General features: G+C 36.4%; 13 protein-coding genes. 9 read left to right on the forward strand and 4 right to left on the reverse strand.

Annotated features, from left to right (window positions below; genetic code table 11):
- The 4 genes from ABYT26_RS10760 to ABYT26_RS10775 form a co-directional block, all read left to right on the forward strand.
- Positions 1–694 (forward strand): FAD-binding protein (locus tag ABYT26_RS10760; RefSeq protein WP_372753710.1); only part of this gene is annotated, 694 nt, incomplete at its 5' end.
- Between the two features lie 25 nt (positions 695–719).
- Positions 720–1,568: a carboxylating nicotinate-nucleotide diphosphorylase gene (gene nadC / locus ABYT26_RS10765; protein ID WP_372753712.1), complete on the forward strand. Its 849-nt coding sequence runs from the start codon at positions 720–722 to the stop codon at positions 1,566–1,568.
- Between the two features lie 294 nt (positions 1,569–1,862).
- Entirely contained in the window at positions 1,863–4,019 is a 2,157-nt protein-coding gene (locus ABYT26_RS10770; protein ID WP_372753714.1) for a tetratricopeptide repeat protein, read from the forward strand.
- A 77-nt stretch (positions 4,020–4,096) separates the two neighbouring features.
- Positions 4,097–4,663: a manganese efflux pump MntP family protein gene (locus ABYT26_RS10775; RefSeq protein ID WP_372753716.1), complete on the forward strand. Its 567-nt coding sequence runs from the start codon at positions 4,097–4,099 to the stop codon at positions 4,661–4,663.
- On the opposite strand, the gene ABYT26_RS10780 is transcribed toward ABYT26_RS10775, so the two are convergent.
- The gene (locus tag ABYT26_RS10780) at positions 4,660–5,208 is read right to left on the reverse strand and encodes an FMN-binding protein (protein ID WP_372753718.1); all 549 of its coding nucleotides are present in this window, start codon (positions 5,206–5,208) and stop codon (positions 4,660–4,662) included. The genes ABYT26_RS10775 and ABYT26_RS10780 overlap by 4 nt on opposite strands.
- An 85-nt stretch (positions 5,209–5,293) precedes the next feature.
- On the reverse strand, positions 5,294–6,466 hold the full coding sequence (locus ABYT26_RS10785) for a hypothetical protein (RefSeq protein ID WP_372753720.1): 1,173 nt from the start codon (positions 6,464–6,466) through the stop codon (positions 5,294–5,296).
- 181 nt (positions 6,467–6,647) lie between these two features.
- Here ABYT26_RS10785 and ABYT26_RS10790 point away from each other — a divergent pair, with 181 nt between their 5' ends.
- From ABYT26_RS10790 to ABYT26_RS10810, 5 genes are all read left to right on the forward strand, one after another.
- Positions 6,648–8,012: an SO_0444 family Cu/Zn efflux transporter gene (locus ABYT26_RS10790; RefSeq protein WP_372753722.1), complete on the forward strand. Its 1,365-nt coding sequence runs from the start codon at positions 6,648–6,650 to the stop codon at positions 8,010–8,012.
- A gap of 438 nt (positions 8,013–8,450) precedes the next feature.
- On the forward strand, positions 8,451–9,974 hold the full coding sequence (accC, locus tag ABYT26_RS10795; protein WP_372753724.1) for an acetyl-CoA carboxylase biotin carboxylase subunit: 1,524 nt from the start codon (positions 8,451–8,453) through the stop codon (positions 9,972–9,974).
- 12 nt (positions 9,975–9,986) lie between these two features.
- The gene (locus ABYT26_RS10800) at positions 9,987–10,496 is read left to right on the forward strand and encodes a biotin/lipoyl-containing protein (RefSeq protein ID WP_372753726.1); all 510 of its coding nucleotides are present in this window, start codon (positions 9,987–9,989) and stop codon (positions 10,494–10,496) included.
- Positions 10,497–10,584: 88 nt separating this feature from the next.
- Entirely contained in the window at positions 10,585–12,120 is a 1,536-nt protein-coding gene (locus ABYT26_RS10805; protein WP_372753728.1) for an acyl-CoA carboxylase subunit beta, read from the forward strand.
- 249 nt (positions 12,121–12,369) lie between these two features.
- Positions 12,370–12,642: a hypothetical protein gene (locus ABYT26_RS10810; RefSeq protein ID WP_372753730.1), complete on the forward strand. Its 273-nt coding sequence runs from the start codon at positions 12,370–12,372 to the stop codon at positions 12,640–12,642.
- A 118-nt stretch (positions 12,643–12,760) separates the two neighbouring features.
- On the opposite strand, the gene tilS is transcribed toward ABYT26_RS10810, so the two are convergent.
- Positions 12,761–14,083 (reverse strand): tRNA lysidine(34) synthetase TilS, encoded by a 1,323-nt coding sequence (tilS, locus tag ABYT26_RS10815; RefSeq protein ID WP_372753732.1) that lies wholly within the window; start codon positions 14,081–14,083, stop codon positions 12,761–12,763.
- A gap of 49 nt (positions 14,084–14,132) precedes the next feature.
- Positions 14,133–15,371, reverse strand: coding sequence for an aminodeoxychorismate synthase component I (gene pabB, locus ABYT26_RS10820; protein WP_372753734.1), 1,239 nt, complete (start codon positions 15,369–15,371; stop codon positions 14,133–14,135).
- Positions 15,372–15,416: the final 45 nt, after the last annotated feature.

Genomic DNA, 15,416 nt, shown 5'->3' on the forward strand with positions numbered 1-15,416 from the left:
ATTTGTCACTCTTAGCCTAAAACATCTGAATAGCGACAAAATCAAAAAACGCTTTCCATTTATTTATGAAAATTGTGCCAAATCGGGTGTTGATATGAGCATTGAAGTTCCTGTTGCTCCTGCTGCTCATTATATGGTAGGCGGAATAAAAACCGGGTTGGATGGAGAAACCAATATCAAAAATTTATATGCTTGTGGCGAAATTGCTTCAACAGGAGTCATGGGAGCCAATCGACTTGCTTCCAACTCTCTAATTGAATGTCTGGTTTTTGGCAAAAGAGCAATCGATCACGCTAGACAATCTAAGCCAAATGACAACAAAAATAAACTAAATAAAACCAGTATGTATACCAATACAAATCTGGAATCTTTGTTTATTCAATACAAAAACACTCTTGCTGATGAAATGAATGCGAAAGTGGGGATCATTCGAAATAAGAAGGAACTCACAGAGATCATCACCCATTTGGAATCAATCGAACATACTTTTCCATTCGAAGAATGCGAATATTACAGCCTTCGTTTGCAAAACTTAATGAAAGTTTGCTATCTACTTACAAAAGCAGCACTATCAAGACAAGAAAGCCGAGGAGGGCATTTTCGAGAAGATTTCCCCAAACAAGAGTCCAAATTCCTTACCCACTCCATTCAACAAATCAATAAAGAAATTTGTTTTATTCCGATAAACAACTGATTTATAGACAATAAAAATAACAGCTATGACAGAAGCCACATTTAACATGCAAGAAGTTGAACTCATCATCAATCATGCTTTTCAGGAAGACATTGGTGCTGGCGATATCACCACCAATCAACTTGTTCCTGAAAATACAATCGCCACAGCTCGTATGACCGCCAAAGACGATGGCATTATAGCTGGTTTACCCATTGCAGAAATCGTATTTAGAAAGTTAGATGAACAAGTACAATGGAACCCAAGAGTAACAGATGGTGATCGTGTTGCCAAAGGAGATGTGATTGTAGAAATAAAAGGAAGTTATAGAGCTCTGCTAACAGGAGAAAGACTCGCCTTGAATTTATTGCAAAGAATGTCGGGAATTGCCAGCGAAACTGCAAAATATGTGCACGAAGTAAAAGGCAGCAAAGTGAAAATTCTGGATACACGAAAAACCGTTCCAGGCTTAAGAACATTCGATAAATACGCCGTTAAAATGGGCGGAGGAACCAATCATCGTATTGGCTTGTATGATATGGTAATGATTAAAGACAATCACATTAAAATTGCAGGAAGCATTGGTACTGCAGTAGAACAAATTCGCAAAACCATTCCTTCTCATATAAAAGTAGAGGTTGAAACTACAAATTTAAAGGAGGTAAAAGAGGCCGTTACTGCCGGAGCTGATATCATTATGCTTGATAATATGAGCAATGAAATGATGACTAAAGCTGTTGAACTCATTCAGGGAAAATGCTTGATTGAAGCATCGGGAAATATGAATCTAGAACGAATTTCTGGTGTTGCTAAAACAGGAGTTGATTTCATTTCCATAGGAGCTCTAACCCATTCAGTTGTTGCTCTTGATATCAGTCAAAACATTCTTTCGTAATCCTGTAGAGTCGAATCTCACGCAGAATACAAAATTACACAACATAATCAATGAATTATTTGAAGCTTCCAATTTATTGGAAGCTTTTTCATACAAATACCTAAACAAGAAAAAAATCAAACAAAACACAGGTTACCACAAGGTTATTAAGAATGCATTTCCTTTTTCAATCCAATAAAAAGTAGTACATTTGGCAACTTAATTCAAAACAACAATACACACATTACATAACATAAATATTATCAATTAGAAACATCCATCATATCAACCAACAAAAAAAGAATTTTAACCCATATGCACTTCCCCTTCAAAGTCATAACTCTTCTTCTTATATTATTATCAAATAATCTATTTGCAAATCAATCCATTAAGAATTTAAGAGCTGAATTACATACCTGTTCTGATCCTTCCAAATTTCAACTTTGCATAGATTTATCGAAAGAATATCAAAAAATAAATTCAGACAGTTCCCTCTACTTTGCCAAAGAAGCCCTTCGAATCTCCACCCAAAAGAAAAATAACATACAAATTATTGAATCTCTTCTAGAAGTTTCAGATAGTTATCAGGATCAAAACCAAATAAAAAAAGCAAGAGAAATTTTAGGTAAAGCAAAACGTATAGCCAACAAAATTAATGATCCCCTATCGCTCTGTAAAATTCACATCCACTTTGGATTCTACTACTATATTACCAACTATTTAGACAGTTCTCTCTACCATTATCAGAAAGCACTGGAAATAAGCCAATCTCTACAGGAAGAAAGCCAACAAATATCTTCACTCATTGGAATTGGTGTAATTAATTGGGAGCGTGGCGAATTAGATTTAGCCTTACAGAATTATTTGAATGCATACAGAATATCTGAAAACAGTAAAGATTTCAGTTCACAAATTACTCTTTTAATCAATATTGGAAATATTTATGCAGACGAAGACCAGAATGAAAAATCAATATTGTACTATAAGCAAGCCATGGAACTGGCTAAAAATTCAAACCGAATCAGTCGGCTAGCTTCAATATATAATAATATTGCGGTTGTTTATCAGGATAATGAGGATTATCAAAAAGCATTGGAATACTATGAAAAGAGTTTGAATATTAACAGAAAAATAAACAACGAGCAAGGCATTGCGTTAAATTTGAACAATATTGGCGATACTCAACTCCTTATGGGCAATGCTACAAAAGCCATTGAGCACCTTCAGGAAGCCATAGCTATCAACCGAAAATTAAATTTAGAAACAGAAATTATTTACAATACCGAAACCTTAGCTAAAATTTATCTTCGTACAAAAAAATACGCCAAAGCTTACTCCAATTTAAAGGAAGGTATTCAATTATCAGATAAGCTAAAAATATCAGGAAAAAAGTGTGATTTACTTTTGTTGCTGGGAAAATATTATCACCAAATCGGCAATAATACCAAGGCTTACTCCACCCTCATCGAACACAATGATCTCATCGAAACTCTTCATGCCCAATCTCGTTCTGAAAAAATTGCACAGCTACAAACTAAATTCGAATCAGATAAAAAAGAAAAAGAGAATGAGATACTAAGAGTAAAAAATCAATTCACTCAAAAGCAACTAGAAGAGGAACAATTAAGAACTACTTCTCTTTTTATATTCTCCTTTCTTGCCTTGTTGGTAATTGTCCTAATTATCATTCTATTTCGCTCCAAAGTAAAGGTTAATACTCACATTAAAGAAATCAATGAAAAACTAGAAGAATCAAACCGAAAGCTACAAATTACAAATGCTACCAAAGACAAATTCTTCTCCATTATTGCGCATGATCTTCGTTCTCCATTTAATGCTATTTTGGGTCTTAATAATTTAATAAAAGATGAACTAGAAAATTCTCGAGATTTGGACTTGATTCAAAACTATAATAATATGGCTAATGAATCGGCTCAAGGTTTATTTTCCTTACTCGAGAATCTTCTTCAATGGGCAAAAAGTCAGCAAGGAAAATTGGAATTCCACCCCTCACAATTCGATTTATATGAGATCATAGAAACCAACCTGAAAATTTTCAAATCGAAAACAATAGACAAATCAGTTCAATTAAACTCTCAAGTAGCACAGAACACTTTTGTTTACGGGGATCGAAATATGATTGATTCGCTTGTTAGAAACTTAATTAGCAATGCACTTAAGTACACTCTTAAAGGAGGAAATATTCTCATTTCTTCCAAACTTGAAAACAATCAGGTTTACCTTTCAGTGAAAGATAGTGGAATAGGCATTAGTAAGGAGAATCAAAAAAAATTATTCCAATTGGATAGTAACTTTACTACCACGGGCACCAACGATGAAAACGGTAGCGGTTTGGGACTTCTTTTGTGCAAAGAATTTATTGACAAAAATGGAGGCCAAATTTGGGTTGAAAGTGAAAAGAATAAGGGAAGTAAATTTGTTTTTACCCTACCCAGGACAAAAGAAATCTAAAAATTAATTTCTAACCTTAATAATTTTTTCACGTTCAATAATAAGAAGCTTATATTTGCAGCCTTAAACACATTTATATGGAATTGTTTAGCATTATTTTTCTCGCTCTTGGTTTGTCTGTAGATTCCTTTGCTGCTTCGCTTTGTAGTGGATTGGCAATTAAAAAAATCCGATTTTTTCAAGCTGTAAAAATCGCCTTCTTTCTCGCTCTTTTCCAAGGAGGCATGCCAATTATTGGCTGGTTTACTGGCTGGGAATTAAAAGATTTAATTAAGGATTACGATCATTGGATTGCTTTTATTTTACTGGCAGGTTTAGGTAGTAAAATGATTTATGAAAGCATACACTGCAAAGAAAAAGACTCTGCTTTTAACCCACTAAAATTAAGTGTTTTAATAGGAATTTCCATCGCAACCAGTATCGATGCATTGGTAATTGGATTAAGCTTAGCTTTACTTCATATCGTAATTTGGTTTCCCGCTCTAATTATTGGGGTAGTCACCTTTATCGTATCAATGCTCGGCATGTTACTTGGCAAAAAAATTGGCAGTAAAACCAGTAAGAAATTTGAAATTTTTGGTGGAATTGTACTTATTGCTATTGGTTTACGAATTCTCATTGAACATTTATTTTTTCTGGATTAAAGGCTCCCGTTCGCTTTTAATTCACTTAAAAGAAGACTCATTGCTTTTACTCCTTTTGTTATTGCTGGAGCAGAAATTGTGGCTCCTGAAATTCCATCAATATCTGTTCCAAATTCCATTTCCTCACCTCTACCTTTTCCGATAAACTGCTTCAACCAGTTTTTAGACATAATCTCACCTCCGTAGGACGATCGATAAATCAATACCACTACTTTTTGAATCTCAAGCTTCTTATTGAATAGAACCATATAATCAAAAAAGTCATTTTTCCCTTTTGACGAAGCAAAGCAGGCATAACCTTCCACATCCTCTTGTTTCTTTAAAAGACTTAATCGAACATTACTAATTCCCTGATACCTGAAAAAATCAAGCTTAACTACCTTCAAATCATCCAACAACAAATTCTGATGTGGAAAACTTGCTTCAACGGCTTTATCTATTTTTTTCTGTACCGACTTAGAAAAACCCTCTGCATTGGCCCGTAAACTTCCAGCTGAAAATATTAGTATTACCAGTAGTTGAAAAACTATACGATCTCTTTTCATCAACAATTCTCCTTGCTTTAGAAACTTCAAAGCAAAGGGAAATCCCAACTTGCCTTGAAGTTCAATTATTTAAATAGCATTTAATTTAGAACCAAACACCTACTCCAAAATTCACATAATTCTTTTTCTCATCATTAGCATCTTTTGAGGTTTGATAATCAGCTTTTACAACGGCTCCTTTTGCCAAATGGTAGCTTACACCAAAGAATACTTCTTCCCGATCATAGGCTTTGTTTACAGTCGTATTTCCATCCACTTTGTGCTGAGTATTGTAATTTTCGTAGCGAACAAAGGGAACCAAAGCCTGCTCTTTACCATGCAATAAATCATATCCTGTTTCCAGATAATAACCTTGCATTTGTTTGCCAAGATCCTGCCCCGTTTTATCATTGTATTCAGCCACATCATTGATAAACGAATGGATGTACTGAGCTTTCACTTGCAAAGCATTCAACTGGTAACGAAGATCCATTCCAAGCATGCTTATCCCAACACGAGTTGAATCTGCAACCGCCACAGCAAAATCATCATTTTTATCCAATCCATCGAACTCTGATGATTGAGTTTTTCCAAAATATCCAGCCATTCCAATATTTAATCCTTTCACTCCATAGTAATCAACTTTAGCAGATAAAGAAGGAGATGTAAAAGAAGATTCGGCCCCTTTCTGACGCCCCTTTCGAAGGCCACTTGAACCGCCAAGTAATCCACCATCATCATATCCGTTGAAGCCATTCATTACATACACCTGATATTTTAAAGGAAGAGACGATACTCGTCCGCTAACTCCAACTCCAATTTCGCGCCATGTAGTAGGAACAATGCTATTATCAACACTCGGACGCTCAACACCATTAAAGGTTGTTGGCTCGTGGTATTCGTTTACAATACCCATTGGCACCAACATTAAACCTGCTCTCAAACTTGCATTCGCACGAACATTATAGTTTAAAAATGCCTGCTCAACGTATAATTCTTTTACATGTTCATATTCAATTTCAGTTACAAATGAAGTTTTATCATTAAATTGATAACCAAAAAATAAAACCATTCGATGAACATCCATCTTTCCATTGTAACGAGTATTCCCGCTAACTTGTTGATTGTAATGAATCTCTCCGTATCCACCAATACTTAACTTCTCATCTTTTACTCGTTCTAAAATCGTTGTCCCAATACTTTTATGCTCCTGAGTCTCCTGGGCATTAATGCTATAAAAAGCAGTAATCATGGCCACAAATAGTAATCCTTTTTTCATCAGTTTAATAATTAGATTGTCATTAGTACAGCTCACAAATCAAGCAATATTTCGACTGCTAAATTAGACTAAGACTGAATAAAGAGAAATACCAACATCTAGGTATTTTTAGACCCTCAGCTCTTTTATTACAAGTACTCCTATCTACTTATCCGAATATTTTAATAATTTTGAATCCATTATGACTCTATTAGCAGAGCTTTTAATCAAGAGAAACAAATCTACCATGGAATATATCAACCAATTTTTTATCGATTTTATTGAAATTCTAAACGAAATGTCTCCCTATTTGATGCTTGGCTTTTTATTTGCAGGTATTCTAAAAGTAGCTTTCCCTCAACGTTTCATCGATAAGTATTTGGGTCAAAAAAATGGCAAATCTGTACTCTATGCTTCACTACTTGGCATTCCTCTTCCACTTTGTTCATGTGGTGTAATTCCAACAGGAATTTCCTTTTATAAGAGTGGTGCATCGAAAGGATCCTCTGTTTCATTTCTGATTTCTACTCCGCAAACAGGTGTAGATTCCATTTTGGTCACCTATTCCTTATTGGGTTTACCTTTTGCTATTATTCGACCATTTATTGCTCTAATAACAGGATATTTTGGAGGTTTACTCGCCAATAAATTCGATACCAATGAAAGCTCAAATCCTGAAATTGTAACAGATTCGTGTTGTTCCACAACGAATGAATCCAATTGCGGTTGCGGAGGGGACTGTGAGTCGAAAAATCCGAAGAAAAAATCGGCTATATATACTATGTTCAAATATGCTTTTGTCGATTTTCTTCAGGACATATCCAAATGGTTAATTATTGGCCTTCTGCTGGCAGCTTTCATTTCCGTTCTAATTCCAGATGACTTTTTCTCTAGTTATATTGGCAATGATTTTCTTGGCATGTTGGTTATATTAGTCGCATCTATTCCTTTGTACATTTGCGCCACCTCATCGGTACCTGTAGCTGCTATTTTAATGATGAAAGGAATATCTCCGGGAGCTGCATTGGTGTTTCTAATGGCAGGGCCTGCAACCAATGCTGCAACCATTACTGTTTTGAATAAGGTGATGGGCAAAAAAACCATGTGGTCGTACTTATTGTCTATTATTGCAGGAGCTTTACTTTTCGGTCTACTTATCGATAATGTTTTTCCAAGAGAATGGTTTGCTATGGGAGCTTTGCACAATCATATGGGCGCCCACGAAGGACATTGGATGCTTCCCAAGTGGCTGCAATGGGCGAGCAGTATTTCATTGGTTTTACTTATTTTAAATGGTTACTTTCAAAAATACATTTCAGCCAAAAAGAACTCTAGCACAGATGAAGAAGTTAGTAACGAAAAAGTGCTTGTGGTTAATGGTATGAGCTGTAATCATTGCAAAAACAGTGTAGAAAAACACATTGGTGCCCTTGCAAATATTAGCTTGGCTGAAGTGAATCTAGAACAAAAACGCCTACGACTAATTGGTCATGAGATCGACCTTAATTTGATTCAAAAAGAGATAGAAAGTCTTGGCTTTGAATTTGGTGGTGAAGCAAAAAAATAAAATTTCTCTGCCAAAAATGCCGTTTTCAAAGGAGTACTTTCCTAAAATAGATCGAAAAATGCAGTTTTCTACTCAAAATTGTTTACTTAATCTCAAAAGCAGCCCATTTTCGCCACTTGTTCTTCAACAGAATTGGCGTTTTTCACCCATTCCTTAACTTCTTTGATCTTCACTCAAACATCACTCTGCGCTCAGGAGACTAAGATACTAGTAATGTGATGCATTACATGACAAATCCATTTCACATCTTATGATTAACACATACAAACATCTTTATATTTAAGTACTTGAAAACTTCAGAATTTTGATTACATTTAAATGCTGTACAACATATTTGTGCTGTGTATTATCCTTATTTGAAAGATATTTTACTATCTATAAAATGAATTAGTCAATTAAATACAAAGTCTTTACAGACTTTTAAATCAAGATCAAAATATGAGTAAGAAAATTTCAAAAGTCCTTGTCGCAAACCGGGGAGAAATTGCTCTGCGTGTTATGCGATCATGCCGGGAATTAGGAATTCTTTCTGTTGCTGTGTACTCCGATGTTGATCGAACATCAATGCATGTTCGATACGCCGACCAGGCAATTCATATCGGGCCAGCAACATCAGCCGAAAGTTATTTGAATATTGATAAAATTATTGCAGCAGCAAAGCGCGTAAAAGCAGATGCTATTCATCCAGGTTATGGCTTTTTAAGCGAAAATGCTGAATTCTCAAAACGCTGTCAGAAAGAAGGAATTATTTTCATAGGACCTACTCCCGAAGTAATTGCCTGTATGGGCGACAAAATTACAGCCAGACAAACCATGATCAAAAGTGGTGTTCCGGTAGTGCCAGGAACCAAAGAGAATCTGAAGGATGAAAAAAAGATTCTTAAACTCGTTCGGGAAATTGGTCTGCCCGTAATGATTAAAGCCTCAGCAGGTGGTGGTGGAAAAGGAATGCGAATGGTTGACAAAGAAGAGAATATTTTAGAAGGACTCAGAGCTGCCAAATCTGAAGCTATGGCTTCCTTTGGTGACGATGCTGTTTATCTGGAAAAATACATCTCCTCACCTCATCATATCGAATTTCAAATTTTAGGCGATCAACATGGAAATGTAATTCATCTTTGCGAAAGAGAATGCTCGGTTCAACGTCGTCATCAAAAAGTTGTGGAAGAAACACCTTCCCCTCTAATGACTCCTGAGTTACGAACAAAAATGGGTGAACATGCTGTCGCTGCAGCCAAAGCTGTGAACTATTATGGAGCGGGAACCATTGAATTTCTAGTTGATAATGATCACAACTACTATTTTCTGGAAATGAACACCCGCTTACAAGTTGAACACCCTATAACCGAAAGAGTTACAGGATACGATCTTGTGAAACAACAAATTTTAATCGCCGAAGGAAAAAAACTTGAAATTAAGCAGGAAGATGTTTTTCAGTTTGGTCACGCAATCGAGTGCAGAATATATGCCGAAGACACCGACAACAACTTTATGCCTAGCCCTGGAGTTATTACGCACATTACAGAACCCATGGGATTGGGCGTGAGAACCGATGGCTATGTATACGAAGGTTACAAAATCCCCATTCATTACGACCCTATGATCTCGAAACTAATCATTTGGGCACGAACACGAGATGAAGCTATTGAAAGAATGAGGCGAGCACTTTTTGAATACAAAATTACTGGGGTAAAAACATCCATAAAATACCTCGAGAGAATTATGGATTGTCCAGATTTTAGAAAGGGAAAGTATGATACTCACTTTATTCAAAACAACGAGAAATTTTTACTAGCTCCTGATGAAACAAAAGAGTCCTTTGAAGACCTAGCCATAGTCGCAGCTTTTCTAGATTATCATCAAAAGATAAAAGATTGCCAGGACTACGGTAATTCTTCTTTACAAAGTAAGTGGAAAGAATTTGGACGTCGAAGAGGAATGTATAGAACCAGTAAAAATTAAAAGAGAAACAAAATGGCAATTGAAATAAAATTAGGTGATCGTTTAGCGAAAGTTGAGCTGCTTGCCAAAGATAAAAACCAGATTAAGATAATGGTAGATGCCAAAGAGTACGATCTGGACATGATACAGGTAGAAAATGGCATTTACTCTGTAATGTACAAAGGCCGTTCCTACAATGTAGAATTAATTGAAACCAGCTCTCCAAAGAAATATTCAGTTAATACTTTCTATCATTCTTACGATGCCGAAATTATTGATGCTGAAAGCAAATACAAGCAAGCAAGAAATTCTGGAGATATGGAAACTACTGAGAGTACAATTACATCGCCTATGCCAGGAAAAATTGTAAAGATTCCTGTAAAATTAGGCAGCAAGGTCAAAAAAGGAGACACCGTTATTATTGTATCAGCCATGAAAATGGAAAGTGAATACAAAGCCATGAAAGATGGAGTAATCAAAGAAATATTTGTTCATGAAGATGATACCATCGATGGAAATCAGCCTTTGGTATTTATCGACTAAATACCTCCAGAGTTATCAATTAACGATTATGAGTTAAGCAAAAATCACTTATCCATAATTCATCATTCAACGTTATAAGTAGAAAAACATGTTGACACTTGAAGATAAAATCAAAAAGTTTGAAGAATTAAACAAAGCTGCTGAAATTGGTGGTGGTAAAGATCGAATTGCAAAGCACCATGCTGGAGGTAAAAAAACAGCTCGCGAAAGAATTCTGGACCTCCTAGATCCCGAAACGTTCGTAGAGGTAGACAAGATGGTATCGCATAGGTCGACCGATTTTGGCATGGAAAAAAACAAAATACTAGGCGACGGCGTAGTTTGTGGTTACGGCAAAATTGATGGTCGCTTGATGTATGTGTTTGCCCAAGACTTTACCGTTTTTGGAGGATCCTTAAGCCGAGCCAATGCCGATAAAATTGTAAAAGTCACCAAATTAGCCATGAAAATGGGCGCTCCCATTATCGGACTGAACGATTCGGGTGGAGCTCGAATTCAGGAAGGGGTACAAAGCTTAGCTGGTTATGCTGATATTTTCTATCAAAATGTAAAAGGTTCCGGAGTGATTCCTCAAATATCAGCCATTATGGGCCCTTGCGCTGGCGGTGCTGTATACTCGCCTGCTCTTACCGACTTTATCATGATGGTAAAAGACAGCAGTTATATGTTTGTAACAGGTCCCGACGTAATTAAAACCGTTACTCACGAAGAAGTGAGCAAAGAAGAATTAGGCGGAGCACTTACTCACAATTCGAAAAGTGGTGTTGCACACTTTACCGCTGATAACGACGAGCAGGCGATGATGATGTTGCGCGAGTTAATTGGCTTTTTACCCTCCAACAACATGGAAGACGCACCTCAAAAACCTTGTACCGACAACATCCATCGCGAGGATGAGAAACTACAAACAATGGTGCCTGTTGATCCAAACAAACCTTATAATTGTAAGGATATAATTGAAACTGTAGTTGACGATCACAATTTTTTCGAGGTTATGCCGCTATATGCTCAAAATATCTGCATTGGCTTTGCTCGAATGGCAGGGAAAACGGTTGGCATTGTGGCTAATAATCCTGCTTTTATGGCCGGAGTTTTAGACATTAACAGCTCAATGAAAGCTGCTCGTTTTGTGCGTTTTTGCGATGCTTTCAACATTCCTTTAATCACTTTCGTAGATGTACCCGGTTTTCTGCCAGGGACTGCACAAGAATTTGGTGGAATTATTAAACACGGAGCAAAATTACTATACGCTTTTGCGGAAGCGACAGTAGCAAAAATTACCTTAATTACACGAAAAGCCTATGGTGGAGCCTACGACGTTATGTCCTCAAAACACATCGGTGCCGATATCAACTACTCCTATCCTACAGGTGAAATTGCTGTGATGGGCGCCGAAGGAGCTGTTAATATCATGCACAAAGGACTCAGTGAATCGGAACGAACAGCTGCTATTGACGATTATCGTGATAAATTTGCAAATCCTTACAAAGCTGCAGAATTGGGCTATATCGATGAAGTTATTCTTCCAAAGCAAACACGTTACAAACTCATCCAGGCTTTGGATATGTGCACCAATAAAAGCGAGCAAAATCCACCAAAAAAACATGGTAATATTCCCTTGTAAAAAATTCGTTTCTCCAGCAAAAGCACAATAATATTTATTGTGCTTTTTCTTTCTACTAAAAATAACTGAAATCAAACTTTCACACACTCCTACCAATAGCGCAAACGTTATTGGTCACCACCGAAAACATTTTAAACACCTCAATTCATGAACTACATAAATTAATCTTAAAAAGGAAAGACAATGTGAAGTTCAATTAAGTTATAATTTCGTAATTTAGTTGAAGATTAACCAATTAACCCAGTAGACATGCAACAAAAAGATGAGAAACTTAGAGACATTTGTCAAGAAGCATTGACTTGTTTGAATAAACCAGGAAACGCCGCCTACGATGAAATTAAAGCAAAATTAGCATACGTAATTGGCAGCTATAACTACGATAAAAATCCCGTTGGTTTATACGAAATAGGAGCTTTAGCCCTTAGTGCTCTAGAAGAAATTAGTGCCGAAAAACCTCGGAAAGTTAAAAAAACACTCTTAAAAAACTTAAAAGAAAGCTTACTACAGGAAGTAGAAGCATAGTTATCATTTTACCATGCCACACAAAGAGCTTGTTCCTTATGAAAACAAGCTCTTTCTTTTTTATAGGCCTTTAAATAAGTCCCTTGTTACCGCATTTTTTTATATCGCGCACCTACATTTACACCAACTCCACACGATAAATTTTTGTGGTTTTATCGGTAATTTTAAATCGATCGTCCATGCGATAGCCCACGATCCAAACAATTCTATTTCCCGAAACAAGCAACCATGTATCCTGTTTGTCCTGAATAGAAAACTTTTGATCGATAAAAAAATCAGAAATTTTCTTTCGTCCCTTCATTCCAATAGGATGAAACGAATCACCTTTCTTCCATTTTCTCAATTTCAATGGAAACTTTAATTGATTGGCATCCAAACATGCAATATTCGAACGAGTAGGAAATCTAAAAGCTGGAGTTCTATCCAAAAAGGAAATCTTCAACTCAATAGGTTGCCCCATTTTAGTCTCTTCCTCCGAAATTAAATACTCATGTTTATTACTTTTCCTTCTTTCAGATAAAATCAGATATTCCCTATCACGAAGCAACTGATGGCTTGACGAATAAAAAAGCTTTCCAGAAATGCCATGGATGGATTCTGCAATCTTACGAACATCTCTATGATGAAACCCATAAGGCGATAAGAGCTCGAATAAATGGGAAACTGGAGCAAACAACTCCTTCACCTTAGGAATTGAAATCATAAGCTCATCCTCTCGATTAAGCACCAAATTCAAACGCTTTTCGTCAATTACGCTATTGTAGATTTGCTCTACTTCCCGAAAACGTTGAACATTTTCAGTCATAGTACTACGAATGGCTGGATTGATTTCCTCCAAAACGGGCATCACTTGATGACGAATTTTATTGCGCACATAATCGGTCTCTGAATTGGTTGAATCTTCCCGAAAATCAAGAGAATTCTCCTTCGCATACTCCAGCAATTCTTTTCGGGTAAACAGCAACAAAGGCCGTACGATTTTCCCCAACTTTGATTTAATACCAGATAAACCATGAATTCCGGTTCCACGAGCCAAATTAATCAGAAGCGTTTCGGCAACATCATCAGCATGATGGCCAACTGCAATGTAGCTGCAGCCAGAAAGCTCTCGTAACTGTTCAAACCAATGATAACGCAATTCACGAGCTGCCATCTCAATAGAAATTTTATTCGCATTGGCATACTCTTTGGTCTCAAAATCCTTGGAATAAAAAGCCAAATTTCGTTCCATTGCTATGCGTTTCACAAATTCATAATCACCATCGGATTCATCGCCTCGCAAATGAAAATTACAATGAGCCACTGCACATTCTACTTCCATAGTACACAATAAATCGAGTAAAACAACAGAGTCGACTCCTCCACTTACTGCAACTAGTAGCTTTTCATCGCGATAAAACAATTTTTCCTCCTCTACAAAATGGATCAACTTACGCAGCATCAAATAAAAATTAGTTGTTAACAATAAACTTTCTCATGAAAGGATGAAATTATGAAATTCCTTGGTCTTTTAGCACTTTCATCATGGCTTTTGTTTTCAACAAGCATTCATCATATTCTTTTTCAGGATCGGATTGCATGGTAATAGCACCACCAACCATAAAAGATAAATATTGTTTTTCCGCATTGTATTGAATGCTTCGAATAACCACATTAAAATCAAAATCACCATCAGGGGTGATGTAACCCACTGCACCAGAATATAAACCTCTCTTAGTTGATTCGTACTTTTCAATCAACTTCATGGCCCTCACTTTGGGTGCTCCTGTCATCGATCCCATGGGAAAAGACTGACGAATCGCCTCTACAAAATGAACATTCTCTCTCAATTCAGAAACAATGGTAGAAATCATTTGATGTACCTGAGGGAAAGAATAGATGCCACACAACTCTTCGACAATAACAGAATTTTTAACTGCTGTTCGAGACAAATCATTACGAACCAAATCTACAATCATAATGTTCTCGGCTCTCTCTTTCGGATCTGCAAACAAATTCTCCTTCATCAACTGATCCTCCTCCTCATTCTTTCCTCTTTTCGCAGTCCCTTTTATAGGCTGTGAAATTAATTTTAGCCCCTGCTTTTTAAGGTATCGTTCCGGACTAGCCGATAACAAATACTTCTCGCCCATCTGATAAAAACAGGAATATGGTGTTGGCGATAGCTGCATCAATTTCCTATAAGTTTGCAGTGGCTGAATAGGAGTATTTTCAGCATAAAATTCCTGACAAAAATTCAGTTCGTAAATATCACCTTTACGAATATGTTCCTTCAATTGCCCTATTGATTGCAAATATTCCTGCTTCGTTATTCTGGATTTGATGTCCAATCCATTCACTTTTTTTTCCTCAGGAACAACTATCTTCTGAATATCTATCACCAGAGAATAGATTTCTTCCTCGTTAAATTCCTCCTCAAAATAGTGCACCAATAAAGTATCATTATCCAATACAAACACCCATCTCGGACGGAAAAAATTCATTTTAGGCATATTCACACCATCCAAATTTTCCGATTTTAAATCCTCAAGTTCATTTTTCAGATCATAGCCGAAATAACCAAACCACCAATCCTTAGCCACATCAACATATTTTCGCAAATAACCAAAACAATCCTCTTGGGGTTCAATAATCTGGAGGGCATCAATTCCAGCAAGCAACTCGTAGGTATTGTACTCCATTTTCGAGTTGGCTTTTTGATTCACATCATGACTATCTAAAATACTCACACATTGGAATTTTTGAGACCAAAAGAGGAATTGCTCTTTGAATTT

It is taken from the genome of Labilibaculum sp., from assembly GCF_041595635.1.
GTDB lineage: Bacteria > Bacteroidota > Bacteroidia > Bacteroidales > Marinifilaceae > Labilibaculum.